The organism is Yoonia sp. R2-816 (genome assembly GCF_046762905.1).
Taxonomy (GTDB): domain Bacteria; phylum Pseudomonadota; class Alphaproteobacteria; order Rhodobacterales; family Rhodobacteraceae; genus Yoonia.
In genome coordinates this window covers 43424-67616 of the sequence record NZ_JBKQXN010000133.1, presented here as the reverse complement: position 1 = coordinate 67616, position 24193 = coordinate 43424, and the positions used below count along the sequence as shown (strand labels likewise).

Genomic DNA, 24193 nt, shown 5'->3' with positions numbered 1-24193 from the left:
TACCCAGCCTCTCTTGCATTGGCCAGATGGCTGCGCCAAACCTGCCGAATGCAACGCTTTTCCCAGTCTCCAACCGACCCCGGCTTTGTCCGGAACCCCTACCCGTTCTACGACCGCGCGCGCGGCGCGGGCGATTTCGTCTGGTGGGACGATTATGACCTGCCCTGCGCCGTCAGCCACAAATCCGTGCACGCGGTTCTGCGCGACAAACGCATGGGGCGCGAATGCCCGCCGGAACTGGCCCCCGATATCCCCGCCCATCTGCGACCCTTCTACGCGGTCGAGGCGCATTCGATGCTCGAACTCGAACCACCCCGGCATACGCGCCTGCGCTCGCTGGTGCTGCGGGCCTTCACCAGCCGGACCATCAGCGCGCTCGCCCCCGATATGACCCGGCTTTGCCATGACCTGATCAACCGGTTTCCCGACCAACCCTTCGATCTGCTCGACGCCTATGCACGCCCCGTGCCGGTGATCATCATCTGCCGCCTGCTCGGCGTGCCCGAGTCCCACGCCGATGACTTGCTGCGCTGGTCCAACGCCATGGTCGCGATGTACACCGCCGGACGGACCCGTGCGATCGAGGATGCCGCCGCCACCGCCGCCAGCGATTTCACCGGTTTCATGCGCGACTACATCAACCAGCGGCGCAAGACCCCCGGCGACGACCTGATCTCGACCCTGATCGCAGCGGAAGAACAGGGCGAAAAACTCAGCGAAGACGAGTTGATCACCACATGCATCCTGCTTCTGAATGCGGGGCACGAGGCGACAGTCCACACGCTCGGCAACGGCGTCAAAACCCTGCTTGAACATCAGGTAATCGACATCAGCAACGCATGTGTGGAGGAAATCATCCGCTACGACCCACCCCTGCACATGTTCACCCGCTGGGTCTACGAAGACGTGACCATGGGCGACCACAGCTTCAAACGGGGCGACCAGATCGCCTGCCTGCTCGGCGCCGCCAACCGAGACCCAGCAGCCTACGCCAACCCCAACCGGTTCGACCCGACACGCAAGGGGCCACAAAACACCAGCTTCGGCGGCGGCATCCATTTCTGCGTCGGGGCACCACTGGCACGGCTGGAACTGCGGATCGCATTGGAAACCCTCCTCACCCGCTGCCCCAACCTGCACATCAGCGAAACACCCCACTACGGCAACGTCTACCACTTCCACGGACTGGAACGATTGATGGTCAAATCCTTCCCCTGACTGGTTCAATTGCGCCTGCGGTCGCACCTGCTATAGAGGTTCAACCGCAAGGAACGCACAGATAGGCAGACCATCAGTGTCACAAACATCAAACAGCACCACCCCGGCAGAAACAGGCTGGCTTGAAAACGACTTTCAGCGTGATGGCGAACGAAATATCTGGGCACTGAAAACCGCCAGCGGTGGTTTCGGCTATTCCGATGGTGATCGGTCCGAAAACTATGTTCTTTCGGTGATCCAGAATGCAACCGACACGTCCGTTATGTCCGACGAACTCGCAGCCGGCATGAAGGATTGGCCATCAACCTATCACCTGCATCATCAGCGGGCCAACCTCCTGCGCGCGGTCTCTGACCATCTGTCAGGACCCATTCTCGAAATCGGGGCTGGCTGCGGGCTGTTGACCCGGTTCATGGGGGAAGAAGGGCATCAGGTTTTCGCGCTGGAGGGCAGCGGACGCCGCGCAGCGACCATCGGGGCGCGCTGCCGTGATCTGGATAATGTGACGGTGATCAACGCCAACTTACAAGACCTCAAGACGGATCAAAAGTTCCAGACGATCACCCTTATCGGAGTGCTCGAATATGCCCGTGTCTATTTTTCCGACGGAAGCGACAGCGACCCGATTGACCAGATGCTTCAATATGTTGCCAACCATCTGACCGACGACGGCGTACTTATTCTGGCCATCGAAAATCAACTGGGCCTGAAATATTTCGCCGGCTATGCCGAGGACCACCTCAACTATCCAATGGCCGGGATCGAGGGGCATTACAGCGACAAGTCCGTCGTGACCTTTGGACGCGAGGTTTTGGCCAACCGGCTTCGTGGGGTCGGCTTGACCGGACAGCGCTTCGCTTATCCCTTTCCCGACTACAAATTCCCCGAAGCCGTGTTGTTTGATCCGGCCATGACACCCGATATGGGCGGGCGGTTTGCGGCGCTGGTGGCGGGGGCTGCGGCCTCCGACCGACAAAAACCCAAACACTTGCATTTTGCCCTGTCCAAAGCATTGCAGCCCGTCATGGAAAATGGGTTGGGCGGCGATGTCGCAAACTCTTTCCTTGTCGTGGCATCCAAGTCCGAGATCACCGCTTCCGCCAACGACTATGCAGTTTACTACGGCAATGGCGATCGAAAGAAACACTACCTCAAACGGGTCGCATTTCAGGGCAGCGCCGATGATATCGTTGTCGACAGACAGCCCCTGACCGATGATCCGATGCCCCAGAATGAGGATCTGACCCAGATCCTTGAACGCGAGCCATTTCTTGACGGTCAACTTTGGACTCAAGCGCTGCACGACATCATGGCGAGGGATAAATGGCGAGTTGCCGAGGTCACAACCTGGGCGCAACGCTGGATCGCAGCACTTGGCGCGACCGTCGGGATCGATACGACAAGCAGTCTTGATTCGTCGCAGCAAATTCCGGGTAAGTGGCTCGATGCCATTCCCAAGAACATGATCTTGGACAAAGCCAACAACGCACATTTTGTCGATCTGGAATGGCACCAATCAGATGACATTCCCGTCGGTTACCTGATTGTCAGGGGACTGTCCGACGCATTCAACCTGATGGAAATGACCGGCGCAAATGGCGAAATTCACCACCTGCTGACCTTGGTCAGAACCGTGTGTCATCAACTGAAGATGCCGCTGAGCGAGACGCAAATAATGTCCTATTGGGATCAGGAAGCCGCGTTGCAGCGCAAGATTTCCACCCGTCCCGGCAAATACCGACGCAACCAGATGCTGAAAACACGCGTCGCGCCGCAGGCCGCTCTCAAGGCCGTCAAGCGGCACGGGAAACGTGACAAGGCCGTGCGGATCATCACGACGCAATACCGGACCCTCTTGGGCAAGTTGACGAAGTAGACGCCGCTCCCTCCCCCCAAAGACTGGACATCAGGCGACACTCGCCCAAAAAATGTGCCCGGTACAGCACAGCGTATTGCCAGACCGGCGTCGAAATGCTTTGGGGACCCCGCGAACAGGGAGAATTATCATGAGTATCCGCGCCAGCCTTGCCCCATTGGCCTTACTTGCGCTAGCCGCATGCGACATCCAGACCACGCCGCCCCTGCCCGAAGGCGTGGCGGCCATGGCCGCCCCTTATCAGGATCTGCAAACCGCCGTCCTGCTGCCTGAAGATAACTGCTACTGGTACAGCCACGCAGGACCGGTCGAAACCACCCTGCTGCCGCTCAGAACAACCCAAGGGCGGCCGATCTGCCTGCAAGCCGCCGAAACCGCCCCCACGACCCAGTAACCCGGGTCAGCTGCGGGCGGTAATCGCATCCTCGGCAGGATACAGGATCGCCGACGAGCCGGTCTCGACCTGATCATAAAGCCCGATGATATGGGCCATCACCATACGCACGCAGCCAGAACTGGCGCGGCCACCGATGGACCGCGGCGACGGGGTGCCATGGATACGCAGATACGTGTCACGGCGACCCACATAAAGATACAGCGCGCGTGATCCCAGCGGATTGCTTGGGCCGCCATCCATCCCATCCTTGAACCGCTCGAAAGAGCCCGGATCGCGCTCGATCATCGCATCGGTTGGGCGCCATGTGGGCCAGCGGGCCTTGCGGCGGATAGTATACGTGCCCGGTTCGTACAGTTTGCCGGTCGCAATCGCCACGCCATAGCGCATCGCGGTGCCATCAGCGCGGATATGATAAAGATACCGGGCTATCGCATCGACATGGATATCACCGGGGCGCAGGTTCGCATTCGCCTCAACGATGGTGGGCAGAAACCGAGGATGAAACCCCCAGGGGTTCGAGGTGAACGGGTCATAATTGCGCGGGGTCACGCGCCTGTCCCATCCGGGCCAACGTGACGGGGGCGATACCGGCGGGCGCGGCGGCACAACCTCTTCGACCGGGGACAGCACGGCGTCGGTCTCGACCTCCTGCGCCAGTGCGGCACCTGCGATGGGTGGCGAAAACAACGCCGCCGTTGTCATGATGAAATGACGTCTGCTTAACATGGTCCGGCCTCTCCGCCCTCAATCAACAGCAAAAACAAGAAATTTCGGGTTAGGCGAAAAACAGCCTTACGGCAAGGGGAGTGACGGTTCAGGCGGCTCACATCCCTGTGCGGTGCGGCCATAACGCACCAAAACGGGCAACTCACGTATCTGTGAGCCGTCTTTACCGCTCAAGTGCCATCGCCAATTCGGATTTCTGCGCAGATGCGCTACAATCTCAAAAACCACGGCCAAAGGGAGACCGCGACATGACCGAAAAGCGCACCAACCGGCGCACGCTTCTTGCCACTGCCGGGGCCGTCTTGGCCACCGGGCTGTCGGGTCTCATCGTCCCTGCGCAGGCTCAGGAGCTGACCCCCACCACATCCATGCGCGGTGGATCCAACAATTACCGGCCTGGCGCACCAATCGTTGACCGGATCGGCGGCGGCGGCTTCTGGATGACAGGGACCGTACGGCGCGCCGGCGACGGGATACCGCTGCCCGGACAACGGATCCAGATCTGGGCGCACACGACCGAAGGGCATGAACGCGACCCGCAAAGCCATGGCGCCACATTAACCGACGCCAACGGCATGTTCCGGCTTGAAATGCCGCAGATTGTGCCAGCCTTCGGGCAACCCCACGGGCACCTCGCCTATGACAGTGGGGATTTCGAAACGGTCTTTCTGCGCCCTGTCATGGCAAGCGCCAGCGATACCACACTTCACGCGGATTTCGTGTTGCAACCGGCCTGATCCAGGATGGGGCCGAACCGGGCGACACGCGCGCGGGGCGCTCTGATCTGGGGCGGCCTGATCGCAGCCATGGCTATACCCATCGCAGCCGCCGCCGCCAGCCCCCTGCTGGCATGGCGCGAGCCGGTCTATATTCTGGCAGGCTTTGCCGGGATCATCGGAATGTCGCTGATGTTACTACAGCCGCTTTTGGCGGGTGGACGCCTGCCGGGGCTGCGGGCCATGCGCGGGCGACAGGTGCATCGCTGGATCGGTGGCATTCTGGTGACCGCGGTAATCATCCATGTGGCCGCCCTCTGGGTTACCAGCCCGCCTGACGTGATCGACGCGCTGCTTCTCGCCTCCCCCACCCCGTTTTCGATCTGGGGTGTGGTTGCCATGTGGGCGATCTTTGCCACCGCCATTCTGGCCGCGCTCCGGCGGCGGCTGTCCCCACGGACATGGCGGCGGGCGCACACCGCCCTGGCACTGGTGATCGTAAGTGGCACCGTAATCCACGCCTTGCTGATCGAAGGAACCATGGAAACCATCACAAAGGCCCTCCTTTGCGCCCTTGTGATGGTTGCGACCATAAAGGTTGTGATCGACCTGAAAACATGGGCACGCCGCCCGCGTTAACCCGCGAACCCGACCACACGATCCGGTGTGACGCGATACACTTGCGATGCCAGATCATTGGCGCGCATGAACCGGGCAATCGACCCAAACGTCGCCGTTTTCACCTGCGAACCATGATCCGCCGTGGTCAGCGCCTGCGACGCGGCAGGGGCAAACAGGCGTTGCAACCCGTTCAGGCGCACATTTTGCGGTTCAAAATAAGCCGCGATATTGGCCTTGATCCGGCGGGGATCGCGCGTGTCGTAAATCGCGGCCATCAACACATCCAGCGTATGCTCGGTACAATTCTGGAATTGCGATGATCCGGGGTTGGCCAGCACCGAATAGGTCGGGTTATGCAGGGCCGCATATGTGGGGCTGGCGATCACCTCCAGCAGTTTGCGCTGCAATCGGGGGTCAGGAATGATCACCCCCGCATCCAGCACCTGCGCGCCCGCAAAGAAATCAGCGGGACTGTCCTGGACCAACTCGCTACGGGTCAGATTTCCCTGCTTCTGATAAAGATTATAGACGCGATACCCCATGCCGGTACTGCCATCAGCGCGGGTAATTCGGGAGTAAACCCAGAAACCCACATGGGTATAGCGAATGCCGTCTGGCAGCATGGACGGATCACGACCCACCCGGGCCACAATCGCCACACTGGCCCCGCGTGCGGCCAGATCCTGCTGCACACGGTTGGCGAATGTGGCCACTTCGGCCACAGGCAATACCGAATTGCCCGCCGCACTGCTGCCTGCACCTGCCTGCAAAGGCAGACATGCGACCAGCACCAGCATGATCAGCGATATCAAACGTTTCATGATCTCACTCCTGATCAGTTCAGCCGCGGCGGACCATCGGGGGTCACACAGTCCGGCTGTCGCACCGTTGGCCCGCATATGGCAGGCGGACGCGCGCCAATACCGGCCTCAAACACCTCAACCCCGGCATTCAACGACCCGGTGCCCACCTCTTCAATCGCGGCACCTGTGACCGTCAGAACCGACCCTGCCGCCATCACCGGCACCGCGCTGACCGTCGCAGCACCAGAGGCGACGGCGCTGACCCCATGGCCCGTGGCCTGCGCACTATGATCGGCGGATTGGGTGGCGTGCTGAACACTGGGGCTGGCACAGGCACCAACAAGGAAAAGGGCCGCAAACCCGGCTGTAAGCTTTACAAATCGCATGACATCTCTCCATTCATGAACAATGCTCACGTTCGTAGAGCGCCACCTTCCATCGGTCAACACATTTATGAACTACGTTCACAATAGGTAGGGAAAACCCGACCAAAGTATGAAGATCATCTTCACCTTTTAACCGCACGCCGCATTAATTGGCCCAACCGTGCGGTGGGGTCCGACGAAACGCCGACTCGATGCCGACGCATCGCCGACAGGCCAAATCGCCTTGCCGCATTGCGTTAACTGATGATTCGCGGGGTCTCGCGCGCCGACCACCGCACGCACCCCACCGAACGTTGCGTCCGCTACAGCGGCAACGCCACCGTCGACTTGATCTCTTCCATAGACAAAAGCGCTGTGACGTTATGCACCTTCACCTCTGAAATCAGCGCCTGATAAAACGTGTCATAAGCCCGCGCGTTCTGCACCCGCACTTTCAGAATATAATCGATATCCCCCGCCAACCGATGCGCCTCCTGCACTTCCGGTCGTGATTTCAATGCCTTAAGGAACCTTCCTTGCCAGTCCGCATCATGCTCCGACGTGCGGATCAGAACAAAAAAACACGCCTCGAACCCCAGCGCCTCGGCATCCAGCAACACGGTCTGCTGCCCGATGATCCCCGCCTCGCGCATCTTGCGAATCCGGTTCCAGACAGGGGTCTTGGATGACCCGATATTCTTGGCAATTTCGTCCAGCGATTGCGCCGCATCCGCCTGTAAAGCCGCCAAAATCTTCCGATCCGTCGCATCAATCCGCACCGACATTCTCAATTCTCCATTTTGGCAGGACAGACGGTCCAAATTCATCCCGACTTGGAACAAGTGTCCTTAGTTGCCTTCTGGGGGAGGCAAATAGCAGAACGATATTCTATATTGAACCCAAGAAATTCGAGGGTCATCATGCAGCACTTCCCCATCTTCCTCGCCGTCGCAGGCCGCCGCATCGTCGTCTCAGGCGGTGGTGACGCGGCCATGGCCAAGCTGCGTTTGCTGATGAAAACAGAGGCGCATCTGACTGTAATCGCTTCCGAAATCGCCCCTGATATCCAGAAATGGGCGGCCCAAGACAAGCTGACAATCATCAACCGCGCCATGGAACCCGGCGACACGCTCTGCGCCGCCCTGTTCTACGCCGCCAACGAAGATGATGTCGAAGATGCGCGCGTTTCAGCCATCGCCAACGCCGAAGGCGCGCTCGTAAATATCGTTGATAATCTGGCAGATAGCCAGTTCATCACCCCCGCCATCGTGGACCGCGACCCGGTCACCGTCGCCATCGGCACCGAAGGCGCGGCACCGGTCCTCGCCCGCGCCATCAAGGCCGATCTGGAAGAACGCCTGCCCACCTCGCTCGGCATCCTCGCCCGCATCGGCAAAACCTTCCGCCACGCCGCCGACGTGCTGCCCATGGGCCGTAAACGGCGCGATTTCTGGTCCGCCTTCTATTTCAACACTGGCCCCAAAGCCATTGAAGACGCTGGCGAAAACGGCGTAATCCCCGCGCTCGAAACCCTGCTCGACACCCACATCATGACCAAAGCGCGGGAAGGTCATGTCGACCTCGTCGGCGCTGGCCCGGGCGATCCCGAACTGCTCACACTCAAGGCGCGCAACGCGCTCGACACCGCCGATGTGGTGATCCACGACCGGCTGGTCACACCCGAAATCCTCGAACTCGCCCGGCGCGAGGCGATCATCATCGACGCTGGCAAAACCGGCTTTGGCCCCTCGATGAAGCAGGAAGATATCGACGCCCTGATCGTGCAGCACGCGCAGGACGGGCATCATGTGGTCCGGCTCAAGGCGGGCGATCCAACCGTGTTCGGGCGGCTTGACGAAGAAATCGAAGCCCTTGAAAACGCGGGTATTTCCTATCGGATCATCCCCGGCATCACCGCCGCCTCCGCCGCCGTCGCCAATATCGGGCAAAGCCTGACCAAGCGGCAGCGCAACTCCTCCGTCCGCCTGATCACCGGGCACGACACCAAAGGATACGCCGATCACGACTGGCGCGCGCTGGCGCGGGCGGGCGAGGTTGCAGCGATCTACATGGGCAAGAAATCCGCGCGTTTCATACAGGGTCGCTTGCTGATGCACGGCGCCGACCCGGCCACACCCGTGACCATCATCGAAAATGTCAGTCGGCCCGACCAGCGCATCATCGCAACGACATTGGCCGAGATGGAACCGACCATGACCAACGCGAACCTGACCGGCCCCGCCATCACATTCTACGGCCTCGCCCCGCGCGACGCACAGGCCAACGCTTTGAAACTAAGGGAGTTTGCATAATGGCACGTAGCTTCACACCCAAAGTCGTCACCGCCAACGCCCTGCTGGAAGGCGACGCCGTCTGGCTGACCGAGGACAACCGCTGGACCCGCGACATCCACGAGGCCGAACTGATCACTGACGAAGCTCACGGTGATCTGCGCCTACTGGAAGCACAGGCGCATGCCGACAGGATTGCGGGTGCCTATCTGGCCGATGCCAAAGCTGGCGACGACGGCCCCGAACCCACCCATTTCCGCGAGGCGTTCCGCACGCGCGGCCCCTCCAACTATTTCCACGGCAAACAGGCAGAGTGACCCCCAAGACTTTTCGAAAAGTCTTGGCAAAATCCTTCAAAGGATTTTGCGGCGAAAGGAAAAAAGATGTACCAATACAATGACTTCGATAAGGCTTTCGTGCGCTCCCGCGTGGCCCAGTTCCGTGGGCAGGTGGAACGCCGCATTGATGGATCCCTGACCGAGGATGAATTCAAACCGCTCCGCCTGATGAACGGGCTTTACCTGCAACTGCACGCCTACATGCTGCGCGTGGCCGTCCCCTACGGCACACTCAACAGCGCCCAGATGCGCCAACTGGCCTATATCGCCGACCGTTGGGACAAAGGCTATGGCCATTTCACGACCCGGCAGAACATCCAGTATAACTGGCCGAAACTGCAGGACGTGCCAGATATGCTCGACGCGCTTGCCGATGTCGGCATGCACGCGATCCAGACCTCCGGCAACACCATCCGCAACGTAACTGCCGACCATTTCGCCGGTGCAGCGTCCGATGAAATCGAAGACCCGCGCCCCATCGCGGAACTTTTGCGCCAGTGGTCCACCGACCATCCGGAATTCCAGTTCCTGCCGCGCAAGTTCAAGATTGCCGTGACCGGCGCCGAACAGGACCGTGCGGTGACAAAGGCCCACGATATCGGCCTGCGCATGGTGCGCAACGCCGCTGGCGAACCGGGGTTCGAGGTCATTATGGGCGGTGGCCTTGGCCGCACACCCATGGTGGGCAAGGTCCTGCGGGATTTCCTGCCAAAGGCAGACCTCTTGCCTTATGTCGAGGCGATCGTCAGCGTCTACAACCTGCTTGGCCGCCGTGACAACAAATACAAGGCACGGATCAAGATCACGGTCCACGAAAACGGTCTGGAAAAAATCCAGCACTTGGTCGAGGACCGGTTCACAGCCATCCGCGCCGGGTTCTCCGGCCACGATCAGGCTTTGCTGGCACAGATCGAAACCGCCTTCGCCCCACCTGCATTCGTCAGCAAATCCACCGACGGGTTTGAGGCCGCACGCCTTGCCAACCCCGCCTTCCGGTCATGGACTGACACCAACCTGGCCGAGCACAAGGCGGACGGTTACGCCATCGTCTCGATCAGCATCAAGAAACACGGGTCGACCCCCGGCGATGCGACATCCGACCAGATGCGCGTCATGGCGGACCTTGCCGAAACCTATGGCCATAACGAGTTACGCATCAGCCACGAACAGAACGTGATCCTGCCGCATGTGCATAAATCCGACCTGCCAGCGGTCTATCAGGCACTGCGCGCGGCGGACCTTGCCACCGCCAATATCGGGCTGGCCTCTGACATCATCGCCTGCCCCGGGATGGATTATTGTGCGCTGGCCACGGCCCGTTCGATCCCCATCGCGCAGGAAATCGCAACGCGGTTCGATGAGCTGAAGATCGAACACGATATCGGCCAGCTGAAAATCAAGATCTCCGGCTGCATCAACGCCTGCGGGCATCACCATGTCGGTCATATCGGCATCCTCGGCCTCGACCGGGCGGGCGTTGAAAACTACCAGATCACGCTGGGCGGTGACGGAACCGAAACCACCACTATCGGCGAACGCGCCGGACCCGGTTTCAGCGCGGACGAGATCGTGCCCGCCATCGAACGGCTGGTCACAGGCTACATGGACCTGCGGACCGACGAAAATGAAACCTTCCTTCAGGCCTATCGCCGCCTTGGCATGGAGCCGTTCAAAGCCATCCTTTATCCAGCCGAGGACAAAGCCAATGCCGCTTAAAGAGCTCGCCGAACGTCGCAACATCCTGCACCGGAAATCCGACGCCCAGACCATCCTGCGCCACGCGCTTGACGATGTGCAGATCGGGCCGATTGCGCTGGTGTCATCCTTTGGCGCCGAAAGCGTCGTGCTGCTGCACATGGTGGCCCAGATCGACCCCGCGACACCGGTGATCTTTCTGGACACCGAAATGCTGTTCCCCGAAACCCTGACCTACCAGCGCGAGGTCAGCGAACAGCTTGGCCTGACCGATCTGCGGGTGATCACCCCCGACAGAAACGCGGTGCTGGTCGAGGACGTGGACGGCATCCTGCATCAGGCCGATACCGACGCTTGCTGCGACCTGCGCAAGACACGGCCACTGGAAAACGCGCTGCGCGATTTCGGCGGCTGGATCACCGGGCGCAAGCGGTTCCAGGGTGGGCAGCGCGCAGCCCTCCCGCTGTTCGAAAAGGAAGGCCGCAAGATCAAGATCAACCCGCTTGCCGACTGGACCCCGCAAGACATCTCCACCTACATGGATCAGCACGCTCTGCCCCGGCATCCGCTGGTCGCCCAAGGTTATCCCTCCATCGGCTGCATGCCCTGCACCACACGCGTTAGCGCGCATGATGACCCCCGCGCAGGCCGCTGGCGCGACAGCGACAAGACCGAATGCGGGATCCATTTCGAAGACGGCAAGATCATCAGACCGGGAAAAGCAGCATGAGCGTGATCGTCAATGACACCGGGTTCAGCATCGACGACTGGACCGGCAGCTTCATCAGCCACGCAGATGCAGCGGCCAATGATTGCGACTATGCCATCGACCTGCCATCGGACACCGCACCCGACGCGCTGACCGGGCTGACCAATGCCCCGATGATCCGGATCGACTTCCCCTCCTCCGCCGACGGGCGCGGCTTTACCCTTGCCGCCATGCTGCGGCGGGCCGGCTACAAGGGGCGGCTGCGCGCGCGCGGCCATGTCCTTGCCGATCAATACGCGATGGCACGCCGCTCCGGCTTTGATGAGGTCGAAATCGACGATGCCCTCGCCACCCGCCAGCCCGAAGACCAATGGCTGGCCCGCGCCGACTGGCAAAACCACAACTATCAGGCCCGCCTGCGCGGCTAGGACCAAAGCACCCTTTCCCTGATCCAGATCAACGACTAAGACGGAGGGCGGCCGCAAAACGGCTGCCATGACACATATGACCGAGCAGAGACCTGTGACCCTAGACACCGCCAAAGCCGTACCGACCCTGCCCGATGCGCAGACGGTCACCGACGTGCAGCACTACACCGACCGGCTGTTCAGCTTCCGCTGCACCCGCCCCGCATCCCTGCGGTTCCGGTCGGGCGAATTCGTGATGATCGGCCTGATGGGCGACCCGCACCCGGAAACCGGCAAGCAAAAGCCGCTGCTGCGCGCCTATTCCATCGCCTCGCCATCATGGGACGAAGAACTGGAGTTTTACTCGATCAAGGTGCAGGACGGGCCGCTCACGTCCAAACTCCAGCACATCAAACCAGGCGATGAAATCATCCTGCGGCCCAAACCCGTTGGCACTCTGGTCCACGACGCGCTCCTGCCCGGCAAACGGCTCTGGTTCTTCGCCACCGGCACCGGCTTCGCGCCTTTCGCCTCGCTCCTGCGCGAACCGCAAACCTATGAAGATTATGATGAAATCATCATCACCCATACCTGCCGCGAAGTGGGCGAACTGACCTATGGGCGCGACCTGATCGAAGCACTGAAAACCGACGAACTGCTCAACGATGTCATCGGCGAAGGCTTCTGGAAAAAGATCAAATACTACCCGACAACGACAAGGGAACAGAGCCCCAAGATGGGCCGGATCACCGACCTGATGCGGTCGGGTGATGCGTTCACGGACCTTGGCGTCCCACCGCTAACCCCCGAAACCGACCGGGCGATGATTTGCGGCAATCTGGCGTTCAATCTGGAACTGAAAGACATGCTCGAAGAATACGGGCTGGTCGAAGGGGCCAATTCGAACCCACAGCATTACGTGGTGGAAAAGGCGTTCCTCGATTGAATCGCATCCAAGAGAAATGAAAAGGGCCGCGCCATGATGGACGCGGCCCCTTTTCTGTTTGGCGGCTGCGGGGTTCAGAGGCCCAGCACAGCCTGGATGTTCTGCAATACCGGCTCGAGCAAGGCAGGATTATCCTGCGCTGCGTTCAGCGCGTTACCCAAAGTGGTTTTTTCCAGAGCCGAGATGTCAGCGCCATCCAGCAGGGTCATGACCTTGTCGATGTCGAAGCCCTCCACGGTCAGCAACTCGCCTGCCATCGCCATCAGGTCCTCACCCGCAGCAGCGGCATCCTCCGTGGCCCCTTCAACGGCCTCAGCGGCTTGATCCAGTGCTTCGGTTGCTTCTTCCTGTGCGGCGGCGGCTGCTTCTGCAGCGGCAGCTTCTTCGGCGGCAGCGGCGGCCAGCGCTTCGGCTTCCGCTTCAGCGGCAGCGGCGGCCTCTTCTGCGGCGGCAACGGCTTCCGCAGCTGCGGCCTCGGCTTCTGCAGCAGCCTGAGCCTCTGCTTCAGCGGCAGCTTCGGCGGCGGCCTGGGCTTCGGCTTCGGCAGCGGCTTGTGCCTCAATCGCTGCTTGTTCGGCGGCCTGTGTTGCACCCGTTAGCACACCAACAGCCTCGCCCGGACCACGTCCCTCGACAGCATATTGGTATCCAAAAAAGCCGAGCACGGCCAAAACTATTAAGATCGCAATTGCTCTCATTGGTCTCATCCTTCCAAAAGATCGCATTTGGGCCCCCCATGGACCTTGGCGCCGATATGTCAGATGGCCGGGAAAAGGTGAAGGGCGATGCAACCACAAATTGGCTGAAAACCGCACCTTTTGCGGGTTGAAGACGGCAAGGCTCGGGTTTACCTTCACGGCTACGAAACCGAAATGATTCAAGGATAAAGATCATAGGACGCAGACCCCACAACGCGCCGCCACAGCGCGATACTGGCCCCCGGGTAAACGAACGTATTCGCGAAAGCGAAATCCGCCTGATCGGGGCGGACGGCGAAAATGTCGGTGTTGTCACACCGGAACGCGCCATGATGATGGCAGACGAAGCCGGGCTTGACCTGGTAGAGATTTCGCCGAACGCAAAACCGCCGGTCTGCAAGATCATGGACTTTGGCAAGTTCAAATACGAGACACAGAAAAAAGAAGCCGAAGCGCGCAAGAAGCAAAAGATCATCGAGATCAAAGAGGTCAAGTTCCGCCCGAACACCGACCAGCACGATTACGATGTGAAAATGCGCAACGTGTTCAAGTTTCTGGAAAACGGCGACAAGGTGAAAATCACCCTACGCTTCCGTGGCCGCGAAATGGCCCACCAGGAACTGGGTCGGCAATTGCTGGAACGGGTGGCAGAGGACACCAAGGAAACAGGCCGGGTGGAAAACTTCCCAAAGATGGAAGGTCGGCAAATGGTCATGCTCATCGGGCCATTGCCCAAGTAGTTTCCATCACAGAGTTACAAAAAGAAAACGGGCACCTTCCGGTGCCCGTTTTTTGTTCCATCCAAACGTCTTAGCGCAGCAGCGACGTGATATTGCGCACCGCTGCCCGGCGGTTTTCACGCTCTGCCCGTAATGTCGGCACCTTCAGGATGCTCTCACCATATCCTTGCGTGATCAGGTTCTCCGGCGGCACGCCGAAATACTCCGTCAGTGCCAGCGCCACGGTCTCGGCCCGGCGGTCCGACAAGGCGAGGTTATACCCCGCATCACCCACCGCATCAGTGTGTCCCTCGATCAGGAACATCTGACCGGGATCTTCCTGAATGATATCCACAATTGCGACACCAAGGCTGGTCAGTTCTTCAGCCTGGCTGGGTTCAATCGCGGCAGAGCCTGTGGCGAACGTCACCGTGTCCAATTCCACCTGCGGGGCTAAATCGCGAACCTCGCTTATCGTGCGGATCTGGCGCAGCGAATAGCTCCGGTCGAACTGCCGATTCTGGTTGGCCAGCAGTGCTGCACGCAGTGTAGCGGTGTCACCGCGCGATACATCAACTTCGACCGCTGCCTCTTGCTCGCGAGGTATTTCAGCGACCACAACAGGCGCTGATGCCTGCGTGTCATCGAACAGAACGATCTGGGTACCATCTTCAAGGATCCGCGCACGGCGCAACACGCGTCCGTCATTGCCGCGTATGGTCACGATCTGCGTGCCATCTTCACGCAAAACACTGGTCCGGGTGGACCCGTCATCAAAGGTGCGTGTCTGAACCTCGGCACCGGGCTGACGCAACAGCACATCGTCATCCTTCAGCACGACCAGTTCGCCATCACGTTCCACGATCACACGGTCGCCGCTGTTGGACACCACTTCGTCACCATTATTCAGCACCGAACCAACCACAGCCGCACCCAGACCCAGCAACAACGCCTTTTCAAAGTTGCTCAGCCCGTCATTGCCACTGTCGCTACCGGCCCGCGCCTCTGCCTGGGTTTCACCGGTTGCCGTCGTTTCGAAATCCTGACTACTGCTACGCACGTCCTCTTGGGTCAGCGTTTCAACCTGAACCTCAGCCGTCGTATCCGCGTCCGCATCGGCAGAGGCTGCAGCCGCTGCATGTGGTTCATCCGCTTCCACCGTTTCAATGGCGATCTCTGCCTCATCGGGGGTTTCATCTGTCACCGTCGGCAGATCAGCGACGGCAGCGGCGTCATCGCCCTCAGGCATACCTTCGGCCTCTGGCAATGCCTCCTGCTCAGTCGCTTCAACCGCAACATCCGCGTCGGTCGCCGCCTCAGCCTCAGCTTCCGCCGCAACATCAGCCTCCGCCTCAACGGCCACATCGGCGTCCGACGTCTCGGGCGTCTCGGCAACCTCTGGCGCTGTTTCGACCGCGGTCGTCACAGTCTCTTCCGGAGCAGGCTCAGCAGGCTGTTCTTCGGCCACCGTCTCTTCCGCTGCAGGCTCAGCAGGCTGTTCTTCCACCACCGTCTCTTCCGGCGCAGGCTCGGCAGGCTGTTCTTCCGCCACAGTTTCTTCCGGTGCGGCCTCTTCCACAGGCACCTCAAGCGTCGCAGTCCCTTCGGTTGTGGTTTCCGCATCCGCCGGTGCCGCAGTCACTTCCGGGGTCTCGACCAGTTCCTCAAGTTCTACAGGACCATCGTCAACCTGCGCTGCAATCGCGGTTTCCAATGCAACCTGATCGACAACCACCTCACCATTCTGATCCACACAAGGAAAGGTCGGCTCCAACAGCGGCTCACCGGCCACGATGTCTGCTGCAGGCCCCAGCCCAACACAGATTTCCAGCGTTTCGGGATCAACATCGGTTTGCTGGGCCAAAACGGGGCTCGTGGCCACCGCAAAACTCAGCACAAGCGATGTTGTTGATTTCAAAGTAGATCTTCGCATGACGTCCTCGCGATTTGATAGCAAGCTCATTGTCTGAGCGTATGTCATCTAACATATGAGGCGTCGTTTGGTTCCGCCCGGCCAGCAGCCGGGCGGAACCATGCGCAGCGTTCAGCCAGAAGCCGCCACTGCGCGTTTTGTCATCACCTTGACCAGATGGGCACGATACTCCGACGTCCCGTGCAGGTCCGAAATCATGCCATCCGCCGACACCGAAAGGCCATCGACAGCACCGCCGTCGAAATTGCCTGACAGGGCCTCTTCGGCTTCCGTCCAGCGGAACACGCCTTCTTCTGACGCGCCGGTCACGGCAACGCGGACTCCATCGGCATATTTCGCTACAAACACGCCGACGAGGGCAAAGCGTGACGCCGGCTGCAGGAACTTCTGATAGTTCGCCTTTTCCGGCACCGGGAAACGCACCTCGGTGATCACTTCGCCTTCGTCCAGCGCCGTTGTGAACATCCCCTCGAAATAATCATCCGCCGCGATTTCGCGGGCGTTGGTGATGATTGTGGCCCCTGACCCAAGGGCCGCTGCCGGGTAACACGCTGACGGGTCGTTATTGGCCAGCGAGCCACCAATCGTGCCCCGATTGCGCACCGCCGGATCACCGATATGGCTCGCCAGATCAGCCAGCGCCGGATAATGCGCGGCCGCTTCTTTGGACACGGTTGCATGGGTAGTCGCCCCACCAATACAAACCTCACCCCCATCGCCAAGACACACGCCCTTCATCTCACCGATATCAGTCAGACTGACGAGCTTGGCAGGCATCGCCAGCCGCTGCTTCAGCGTGGGGATCAGGGTCTGCCCGCCCCCCAACGCCTGCGCATCCTCGCCTTTCAACGCATTGACCGCATCCGCAATCGTGGAGGGCCGTTCAATTTCAAAAGCATACATGAGCGTTCTCCCTTACGCGTTGTTCATTGCATTCCAGACGCGGGATGGCGTCAGGGGCATATCGATATGAGCGACGTTCTTGCCACCCGATTGCAGGGCATCGATGACGGCATTGACGACCGATGGTGGCGATCCAATCGCCCCGGCCTCGCCGCAGCCTTTCACCCCCAACGGATTGTGCGTGCATGGCGTTTGGCAGGAATGATCGACGCTGTAGAATGGAAGATCATCCGCACGCGGCATGGTGTAATCCATATAGGATGCGCTCAGCAGTTGCCCGTTTTCATCATACGCGCAGTTCTCCAGCAGCGCCTGCCCGATCCCTTGAGCAATCCCGCCATGCACCTGACCTGACACAATCATCGGGTTGATGATATTGCCGAAATCATCCGCGGCACTGAACCGTTCGATGGTCACCTTGCCGGTATCGGGGTCCACCTCCACCTCGCAGGCATAGGCACCCGCAGGATAGGTAAAGTTGGCGGGGTCATAAAACGCCGTCTCTTCCAGGCCCGGCTCGATATCCTCAAGCGGATAGTTATGCGGGACGTAGGCGGCAAGGGTCACGTCACCCCAGGCCACCGACTTATCCGTGCCTGCAACACTGAATTGACCGTCCTTCAGCTCGATATCCGCGTCAGAGGCTTCCAACAGATGTGCCGCGATCTTTTTGGCCTTATTGATCACCTTCTCGGCGGCCCGCACCATGGCAGAGCCACAGACAGCCAGCGAACGCGACCCATATGTGCCCATCCCGAACGGGATCTTGGACGTATCGCCATGCACGATATCGATCTGATCCTCGGGGATCCCGATCATCTCGGAAATCACCTGCGGGAACGATGTCTCATGGCCCTGCCCGTGGCTATGGGCACCAACCATGACGCTGATCGACCCGGTGGCATTCACCCGGACGGTCGCGGCATCATAAAGCCCGGCCCGCGCACCCAACTGCCCGACAAGGTTTGACGGCGCGATGCCGCAAGCCTCGATATAGCAGTTCACACCAAGACCGCGCAGCTTGCCGTTCTTTTCGCTTTCGGCGCGCCGGGCCGCGAAACCACCCATATCGGCAATCTCTTCCAGCTTGGCCATCGTCGCTTCGTAATCGCCGGTGTCATATTCCACAGCCACCGGGGTGGCATAGGGAAACTCCGTGACAAAGTTCTGACGGCGCAGCGCAATCGGATCAACACCGCGTTCACGCGCGGCCATATCAATCACACGTTCCAGCTGGAACGTGGCCTCCGGGCGGCCAGCCCCGCGATAGGCATCGACAGGCACAGTGTTAGTGAACACCGCCTTCACGTTCACATAGATCAGCGGGGTCTTGTAATTGCCTGCCATCAGCGTGCCATGCAGCCATGTGGGAACCGACGGGGCAAAGGTGGACAGATACGCCCCCATATTGGCGTAGGTTTCCGTGCGGATGGCGGTAAAGTTGTTATCCGCATCCATCGCCAGTTCGATCTTCGTGACATGGTCGCGACCGTGGGCATCCGACATGAACGCCTCTGACCTTGTCGATGTCCATTTGACCGGACGGTTCACCGCCTTGGCAGCAAAGGTGCAGAACGCTTCCTCGGCATAATGGAAAATCTTGGTGCCGAACCCACCGCCCACATCAGGGGCAACAACGCGCAGCTTGTGCTCCGGAATGCCCAGTACGAACGCACCCATCAACAGGCGGATCACATGCGGGTTCTGGCTGGTGGTGTGCAGTGTGTGCATATCGTCCGACCGGGAATATTCCCCCACTGCCACACGCGGCTCCATCGGATTGGCCACCAGACGGTTATTGACCAGTTCAAGCGTCGTGACATGGGCGGCATTCTTGATCGCCTCATCCACGGCATCCTTGTTTTCCTCAACAAAACCCCAGTCGTAGCAAAGATTGCTGGTCAGATCGTCATGCACCTTGGTGGTGCCATCAGCGACGGCAGTTTTCATATCCACCACTGCTGGCAGTTCGGTCAGGTTCAGACCAATCGCCTCGGCGGCATCACGGGCCTGGGCAAGGCTTTCGGCCACCACGGCCGCGACAATCTCGCCCACATGGCGGATCTTGCCATGCGCAATGATGGGATGCTTGGGTTCCTGCATCGGTTCGCCATGCTTGTCAGTGACCTGCCAACCGCAGGGCAAACCGCCCACCGGCTCAAAATCTGCCCCGGTAAAGATGCGCAAGACACCGGGCATCTTTTCGGCATCGGCCAAATCAATGCTATTGATCGTAGCATGCGCCACATCCGCGCGCAGAAAATGCACATGGGCCTGACCGTAAATATTGATATCGTCCGTATAATTGCCGGCACCTGTCAGAAACCGCAGGTCCTCGCGCCGCTTCGTGCTGGCGCCAATTCCACTATCTTTTGGCATTTCATTCCTCCCTCTCGGGGGACAATTTTTCTCGAAAAATTGTAAACCCCCAAATTTTCTAGAAAATTTGGTTACTCCGCAGCGATGGCCGCCACATCCTGACCGGATGCCGCCATGATCGCCTTGACGATATTGTGGTAGCCGGTACAGCGGCAGATATTGCCCTCCAGATACTCCCGAATCTCGCCCTCGGTCGGCTTAGGATTGTCTTTCAGCAGGGCCGCGGCGGACATCACCATGCCCGGGGTGCAGAACCCGCATTGCAAACCGTGGTGATCCTGAAACGCCTGCTGAATGACGGACAGCGATCCGTCGGCATTGGCCTGCCCTTCGATGGTGGCCACATCAGCGCCGTCAGCTTCAGCCGCGAACATCGCGCAGGCCTTTACAGCCTCACCATTCACATGGACCACGCAGGCCCCGCATTGCGACGTATCACAGCCCACATGGGTGCCGGTCATGCGCAGATCATTGCGCAGAAAGTCGACCAGCAATGTGCGGCCTTCCACATCGCCAGACACGGACTTGCCGTTCACGGTCATTGTTACCGATGTCATCATTTCCTCCCGATATCATCTTTGCTTTGGACCAAGTTAAGCACGCCAATGCAATCAAGAGAACAGGTAAACTGGCCTTAACCCGCCCACAGACCACCGACCTTAGTCTATGTCGGCGCGGGGTTTGGGCCGGGTCGGGATTTCTTTCAGCAAACCACCGACCCCCATTTCGGCAAAATCCGCAGGTGTCAGATCAACACCGCAAATCACCCGCTCCAGCACCCAATCGGCCCCGTTTAATGCGGGCGAACGGGCACATCCGGGCAGGCCGATTACCGGTCTTGCACCCAGTTTTCCCAGAAATAGGAGGTTCCCCGGATCAACGGGCATGCCGAACTGTGTGACCGTGCCACCGGCCTGCCGCACGGCCTCCGGGCCCACGTCATGCGGGTCCGATGTGGCCGAAGCGGTCAGGATAAACACCACATCCCCTTGTGCCGCCTTCAGTGCGCCGGACAGGTTGGGCACGTCATGATCCGTAATGACCCGGTCATCCAACGCCATCTGCAACCGGTCCAGCCGCCCCTGCATCGCCGCGCGCCCCTTTGGTGATGGCGCCACATCTGTCTGCGTCTCAATCAGTGTGGCTGTGCGGTATTGGGGCCCCAGCACACCGATGGCTTCGCGACCGGCCTCTGCTGCCTTGGCAACATTCTCACCCGGCACCCCGTAGGAAATGATCTTGATCGTCGCGACCATCGTTCCCTTATCGACCCGATGATATTGCGGGACCGTGGCAACCGTGATCATTGGATTGACCGCATTGAACGCCGCAATCGCATCCACATCGATCTGCGCAATTCCCGGCCCTTCCGCAAAGATATTCACGCGACCCGTGGCCGCATTGCTCAGCCGCATGCCATCGCGCGCGAGCGCGGCGGCCAGTTTCGCGGCGGCGCTATCCTCGTCCAAATCGCCGGGTTCAAGCCGGGCCACCGTCACACGCTGATGCCCGCAATCAGACAGCCGACCGATATCGGCAGATGTCAGAACATGCCCCTTGCGCAGCCGTCCGCCTTTCAGCGCGAGCGAATGGGCCAGCACGGCCCCCTCAGCCTCGGCCACCGGAACTGCACCGAATTTCATAGCGCTTTCCGCAAGGCCTGCGTCACCTCAGCCATAATGCTGACGGCGATCTCGGCAGGCTGCCGACCGCCAAGGTCAAGCCCGACAGGGGCGTGAATACGGCCAATCTGTTCGGCCGAAAACCCGGCCTCTTCCAGCCGGGCCACCCGTTTGACATGGGTCCGGGTTGAGCCAAGACAACCCAGATAAAACACATCCGACCCAAGGGCGGCGATGATCGCCGGATCATCCAGCTTCGGATCATGGGTCAGTGTCACCACGGCGGTACGCGCATCAGGCTTGAGTATCGCCATCGCCTCATCCGGCCAGTCATCCATGATCACCTCACCGGGAAACCGGGCCTCCGATCCAAAGGCCCCGCGCGGATCAATCAGCGTCGGGGCGTAGCCACAGGCACGGGCCATGGTGACCAGATGCTGCGCGATATGCACGGCCCCCACGATGATCATGCGCAAGGGCGGGTTGTGGATGGCGACAAAGGTTTTGCCATCTTCCTCGACCCCCGACCGGTCCAGGCGAAAGCGGTCGGGATAGGCGGATTGGGCCGCCAATCTGGGGCCACCCGCCTCCAGATCAGTCACATAAGCGACGGGTTCTGAACGCCCGCGCGCATCAACAAGCCGCTCCAGCACTTCGACAGGCAAGGCAGACCCGACAGGCTCCACCAGCACCTTGATTTCGCCACCGCAGGCCAGCCCCACGGCAAATGCCTCATCATCACTGACCCCGAATTCCAGGACGCGCGGCTTGCCATCCGCCAAAGCCTCCAGCGCCTCGGTGATCACCGCCCCTTCGACGCAACCGCCAGACACCGATCCTTCCATCGCGCCATCGGCGTCGATCACCAACTGGCTGCCAACGGCTCGCGGGGCCGATCCCCAGGTCTGCACGACCGTCGCCACCGCCACACCGCGCCCGGCGCGATGCCATTCCAATGCCAATCCGGGAAGATCGATGATATCGGTCATGGTGTCTGCACAATCCTTGTCAGAAAACAGTTGTTCCGGGCCGAGCGCACATCAACATAAGCCACCCCGTCCCGTTCGAAAAGCCGGGTCGCATATGTGGCAATATCCGCCTTTGGCGTGATCTGCCCGGTGCCATAGATGATCCGGTCCCTCGCATCATAGGCTTTCACCAGATAATCCGGCGATGTTTTCAGGATCGGCGGTGCATCCTGACCATCGTAAGGGGCGCAGTCATCGGCACAAAAGAAGACCGGGCCGGTTTCGGCATAAGGCTGTAGGGCCGCGAATGGGCGCGCCGCACAGATCAGCATCTCTGCATCCTTGGGCACATTACGCAAACAGCAGCGGCATGGCGTGCCAACGCCAGAGGAAATCGCCCGTTCGGCCGGGTTGCCGTAAACATCCGGCCCCCCTGCGCGTAGTTTTGCGATTTCTGCGGCATCATAAGGCAAATAGGTCAAAGTCATCATGTTCTCCTTGGTTGATGATGGGCAGCTAAGCCCCCGGCAACCAACCAATCGACCCGAAACCTGCGCATCCATCAACCGCGCATCATCGCCATCAAGCGCGCCTTCTGGCCCACATCATCGGGCCGGGATAACGCCTGCGCCAGCCCTTCAAGCGAGGCGATATTATGCCCCGCCCGAAAGCTCGAACAATGGGGCAGCATCTGCATGATCCCCTTGGCCTTTGGTGCAAACCCTTCCCAGCGCAAAAGCGGGTTCAGCCAGATCAGCTGGCGTGCCGTCAGGCTCAACCGCTCCATCTCGCGCCCCAGATCCGCATCCTTGTCCCGGTCCAGCCCGTCGGTGATCAACAGTACAACAGCCCCCTGCCCCATGACCCGGCGCGACCAGTCGCGGTTGAAGTCATGCAGACACGCCGCAATACGCGTGCCGCCTTCCCAATCCTGCGCCTCGGCCCCTGCAGCGGCCAAAGCCGCGTCCACATCCCGCGTCCGCAGATGGCGTGTGATATTGGTCAACCGGGTACCAAAGGTGAAGGCATGGACCTGCGCCCAACCCTGTCCTTCGCGGTTCGCAACTGAATGCAGGAAATGCAAAACAGCACGCGAATACTGCGACATCGACCCTGAGATATCGCAAAGCACCACAAGATTGGGGTAGCGCACCCGCCGCCGCTTAGTTGCGAAATCCGTGACCTCCCCACCCCGACGCATCGCCGCGCGCATCGTGCCACGCCAATCGGGCAGATGCCCGGGCAGGCCTTGTGTCCGGCGGCTTTGGATCGGGGGCACCGGCAGGCGGAGCGTCGCCAGCATCCGCTTGGCCGCTGCCATTTCCGCCCCGTTCATCTGCTCAAAATCAAGGCTGCGCAGCCGTTCCTCGGTGGAAATCGTGCGCGAGGCATCTATGGAAATCTCCACCTCCTCGCCTGCATCCTCCGGTGCTGGCAAATCGCGATCATGCCCGTCCAAAAGCGCCTCCGCCGCCCGTTTTTCAGCCGCCTGCGCCCGGCGCTCCTCCTGCACCCCGCGCACCATCGGCGTCAGGAACGACATCATCTGTTCCAGATAACGCGGATCGCGCCAATACAGGCGAAAAAGCTGCGCAAACACCTGCCGTTCCTCTGGCTTGGACACAAAACAGGCATGCAACGTCCAGTAAAAATCGGCGCGCTCGGTAAACCCCGCCGCCTGCACTGCCCGGATCGCATCAATCACCCGTCCCGGCCCCACAGCCAGCCCCGCCTTGCGCAATGCCCGTGCAAAATGGGTGATGTTATGGGCCAGCTTCGGATCGTCAGGCAGTTCCAGATCGGCGAGTTCAGCCATGGCCGAACCGTCGGACCGGGGATTTCACATCCCCGGACCCCTGTGAG

25 protein-coding genes are annotated in these 24193 nt (G+C 60.3%); 12 read left to right on the top strand and 13 right to left on the bottom strand.

The window, feature by feature from the left end; genetic code table 11:
* Positions 1-48: 48 nt before the first annotated feature.
* From ACFWW2_RS03225 to ACFWW2_RS03215, 3 genes are all read left to right on the top strand, one after another.
* Complete coding sequence (locus tag ACFWW2_RS03225; RefSeq protein ID WP_393926107.1) at positions 49-1218, top strand: cytochrome P450; 1170 nt, start codon at positions 49-51, stop codon at positions 1216-1218.
* Between the two features lie 76 nt (positions 1219-1294).
* Entirely contained in the window at positions 1295-3094 is a 1800-nt protein-coding gene (locus tag ACFWW2_RS03220; RefSeq protein ID WP_393926105.1) for a class I SAM-dependent methyltransferase, read from the top strand.
* 130 nt (positions 3095-3224) lie between these two features.
* The gene (locus ACFWW2_RS03215; RefSeq protein WP_393926103.1) at positions 3225-3488 is read left to right on the top strand and encodes a hypothetical protein; all 264 of its coding nucleotides are present in this window, start codon (positions 3225-3227) and stop codon (positions 3486-3488) included.
* Between the two features lie 6 nt (positions 3489-3494).
* On the opposite strand, the gene ACFWW2_RS03210 is transcribed toward ACFWW2_RS03215, so the two are convergent.
* On the bottom strand, positions 3495-4217 hold the full coding sequence (locus tag ACFWW2_RS03210) for a L,D-transpeptidase (protein ID WP_393926102.1): 723 nt from the start codon (positions 4215-4217) through the stop codon (positions 3495-3497).
* Between the two features lie 248 nt (positions 4218-4465).
* Between ACFWW2_RS03210 and ACFWW2_RS03205 the strand changes: the two genes are divergently transcribed.
* Both ACFWW2_RS03205 and ACFWW2_RS03200 read left to right on the top strand, forming a co-directional pair.
* Positions 4466-4954 (top strand): twin-arginine translocation pathway signal, encoded by a 489-nt coding sequence (locus ACFWW2_RS03205; RefSeq protein WP_393926100.1) that lies wholly within the window; start codon positions 4466-4468, stop codon positions 4952-4954.
* Positions 4955-4960: 6 nt separating this feature from the next.
* Positions 4961-5572, top strand: coding sequence for a ferric reductase-like transmembrane domain-containing protein (locus ACFWW2_RS03200; RefSeq protein WP_393926098.1), 612 nt, complete (start codon positions 4961-4963; stop codon positions 5570-5572).
* On the opposite strand, the gene ACFWW2_RS03195 is transcribed toward ACFWW2_RS03200, so the two are convergent.
* From ACFWW2_RS03195 to ACFWW2_RS03185, 3 genes are all read right to left on the bottom strand, one after another.
* A complete protein-coding gene (locus ACFWW2_RS03195) occupies positions 5569-6375 on the bottom strand; it encodes a DUF2145 domain-containing protein (RefSeq protein WP_393926097.1) in 807 nt (268 codons plus the stop codon). The two genes, ACFWW2_RS03200 and ACFWW2_RS03195, sit on opposite strands and share 4 nt — an antisense overlap.
* A gap of 14 nt (positions 6376-6389) precedes the next feature.
* Complete coding sequence (locus ACFWW2_RS03190; RefSeq protein ID WP_393926095.1) at positions 6390-6743, bottom strand: hypothetical protein; 354 nt, start codon at positions 6741-6743, stop codon at positions 6390-6392.
* Between the two features lie 302 nt (positions 6744-7045).
* Positions 7046-7507 carry an Lrp/AsnC family transcriptional regulator gene (locus tag ACFWW2_RS03185; RefSeq protein ID WP_393926093.1) on the bottom strand — a complete coding sequence of 154 codons (462 nt, stop codon included), beginning with the start codon at positions 7505-7507 and terminating at the stop codon, positions 7046-7048.
* Positions 7508-7642: 135 nt separating this feature from the next.
* Between ACFWW2_RS03185 and cysG the strand changes: the two genes are divergently transcribed.
* From cysG to ACFWW2_RS03155, 6 genes are all read left to right on the top strand, one after another.
* Entirely contained in the window at positions 7643-9034 is a 1392-nt protein-coding gene (cysG, locus tag ACFWW2_RS03180) for a siroheme synthase CysG (RefSeq protein ID WP_393926091.1), read from the top strand.
* Positions 9034-9330 (top strand): DUF2849 domain-containing protein, encoded by a 297-nt coding sequence (locus ACFWW2_RS03175; protein WP_393926089.1) that lies wholly within the window; start codon positions 9034-9036, stop codon positions 9328-9330. The genes cysG and ACFWW2_RS03175 overlap by 1 nt, the downstream gene beginning before the upstream one ends.
* A 66-nt stretch (positions 9331-9396) precedes the next feature.
* Complete coding sequence (locus tag ACFWW2_RS03170; protein ID WP_393926088.1) at positions 9397-11067, top strand: nitrite/sulfite reductase; 1671 nt, start codon at positions 9397-9399, stop codon at positions 11065-11067.
* The gene (locus ACFWW2_RS03165) at positions 11057-11776 is read left to right on the top strand and encodes a phosphoadenylyl-sulfate reductase (protein WP_393926086.1); all 720 of its coding nucleotides are present in this window, start codon (positions 11057-11059) and stop codon (positions 11774-11776) included. Before ACFWW2_RS03170 ends, ACFWW2_RS03165 begins: the two co-directional genes overlap by 11 nt.
* Positions 11773-12183, top strand: coding sequence for a DUF934 domain-containing protein (locus ACFWW2_RS03160; RefSeq protein WP_393926084.1), 411 nt, complete (start codon positions 11773-11775; stop codon positions 12181-12183). The genes ACFWW2_RS03165 and ACFWW2_RS03160 overlap by 4 nt, the downstream gene beginning before the upstream one ends.
* Positions 12184-12259: 76 nt before the next feature.
* A complete protein-coding gene (locus ACFWW2_RS03155) occupies positions 12260-13108 on the top strand; it encodes a ferredoxin--NADP reductase (protein WP_393926180.1) in 849 nt (282 codons plus the stop codon).
* Positions 13109-13182: 74 nt separating this feature from the next.
* Here the strand turns inward: ACFWW2_RS03155 and ACFWW2_RS03150 are convergent, their stop codons facing one another.
* On the bottom strand, positions 13183-13806 hold the full coding sequence (locus tag ACFWW2_RS03150; protein ID WP_393926082.1) for a hypothetical protein: 624 nt from the start codon (positions 13804-13806) through the stop codon (positions 13183-13185).
* Positions 13807-14000: 194 nt separating this feature from the next.
* Here ACFWW2_RS03150 and infC point away from each other — a divergent pair, with 194 nt between their 5' ends.
* Positions 14001-14546, top strand: a complete 546-nt coding sequence (gene infC, locus ACFWW2_RS03145; RefSeq protein WP_393926178.1) for a translation initiation factor IF-3 — start codon at positions 14001-14003, stop codon at positions 14544-14546.
* Positions 14547-14616: 70 nt separating this feature from the next.
* Here infC and ACFWW2_RS03140 read toward each other — a convergent pair whose 3' ends face one another.
* The 8 genes from ACFWW2_RS03140 to ACFWW2_RS03105 all read right to left on the bottom strand — a co-directional run bounded on the left by ACFWW2_RS03140 (position 14617) and on the right by ACFWW2_RS03105 (position 24146).
* Entirely contained in the window at positions 14617-16407 is a 1791-nt protein-coding gene (locus ACFWW2_RS03140) for an OmpA family protein (RefSeq protein WP_393926080.1), read from the bottom strand.
* Positions 16408-16569: 162 nt separating this feature from the next.
* Positions 16570-17361 (bottom strand): FAD binding domain-containing protein, encoded by a 792-nt coding sequence (locus ACFWW2_RS03135; protein ID WP_393926078.1) that lies wholly within the window; start codon positions 17359-17361, stop codon positions 16570-16572.
* A gap of 12 nt (positions 17362-17373) precedes the next feature.
* A complete protein-coding gene (locus tag ACFWW2_RS03130) occupies positions 17374-19740 on the bottom strand; it encodes a xanthine dehydrogenase family protein molybdopterin-binding subunit (RefSeq protein ID WP_393926076.1) in 2367 nt (788 codons plus the stop codon).
* Positions 19741-19811: 71 nt separating this feature from the next.
* Positions 19812-20297, bottom strand: a complete 486-nt coding sequence (locus ACFWW2_RS03125) for a (2Fe-2S)-binding protein (protein ID WP_393926074.1) — start codon at positions 20295-20297, stop codon at positions 19812-19814.
* Positions 20298-20399: 102 nt separating this feature from the next.
* Positions 20400-21383 carry a molybdopterin-binding protein gene (locus ACFWW2_RS03120; RefSeq protein WP_393926073.1) on the bottom strand — a complete coding sequence of 328 codons (984 nt, stop codon included), beginning with the start codon at positions 21381-21383 and terminating at the stop codon, positions 20400-20402.
* On the bottom strand, positions 21380-22351 hold the full coding sequence (locus ACFWW2_RS03115) for an XdhC family protein (protein ID WP_393926071.1): 972 nt from the start codon (positions 22349-22351) through the stop codon (positions 21380-21382). The genes ACFWW2_RS03120 and ACFWW2_RS03115 overlap by 4 nt, the downstream gene beginning before the upstream one ends.
* Positions 22348-22818 carry a DUF1203 domain-containing protein gene (locus tag ACFWW2_RS03110; protein ID WP_393926069.1) on the bottom strand — a complete coding sequence of 157 codons (471 nt, stop codon included), beginning with the start codon at positions 22816-22818 and terminating at the stop codon, positions 22348-22350. The genes ACFWW2_RS03115 and ACFWW2_RS03110 overlap by 4 nt, the downstream gene beginning before the upstream one ends.
* A 74-nt stretch (positions 22819-22892) precedes the next feature.
* Positions 22893-24146 (bottom strand): vWA domain-containing protein, encoded by a 1254-nt coding sequence (locus tag ACFWW2_RS03105; RefSeq protein ID WP_393926067.1) that lies wholly within the window; start codon positions 24144-24146, stop codon positions 22893-22895.
* Positions 24147-24193 lie beyond the last annotated feature (47 nt).